Genomic DNA, 257 nt, shown 5'->3' with positions numbered 1-257 from the left:
CGGTAAATGTGATGCTGGTCCGGGGACCGATTTTGCTGCGGTAGATGAGGGCTATGTCTCCATCACGCCGCTGCATGTGGATTTAACTGCGCATAGCGCGCAAGATGTGGTTTCAGACTGGTTAAACAGCGTGGGAGTTGGCACGCAATGGTAAGCAGACGCGTACAAGCACTTCTGGATCAATTACGTGCGCAAGGTATTCAGGATGAGCAGGTGCTGAATGCACTTGCCGCCGTGCCGCGTGAAAAATTCGTTGA

The 257-nt window shown here is 52.9% G+C and carries 2 pseudogenes; both read left to right on the top strand.

Going from position 1 to position 257, the window contains the following annotated elements:
* Nucleotides 1-154, top strand: a pseudogene (surE, locus tag SB765_RS31400) (5'/3'-nucleotidase SurE); the annotation flags it as partial.
* A pseudogene (gene pcm / locus SB765_RS31395) lies at nt 148-257 on the top strand (protein-L-isoaspartate O-methyltransferase); the annotation flags it as partial. The pseudogenes surE and pcm, both read left to right, overlap by 7 nt.

The organism is Pseudomonas sp. SIMBA_067, assembly GCF_046534675.1.
Lineage (GTDB): Bacteria > Pseudomonadota > Gammaproteobacteria > Pseudomonadales > Pseudomonadaceae > Aquipseudomonas > Aquipseudomonas putida.
This window is presented reverse-complemented; position numbering and strand designations above follow the sequence as displayed.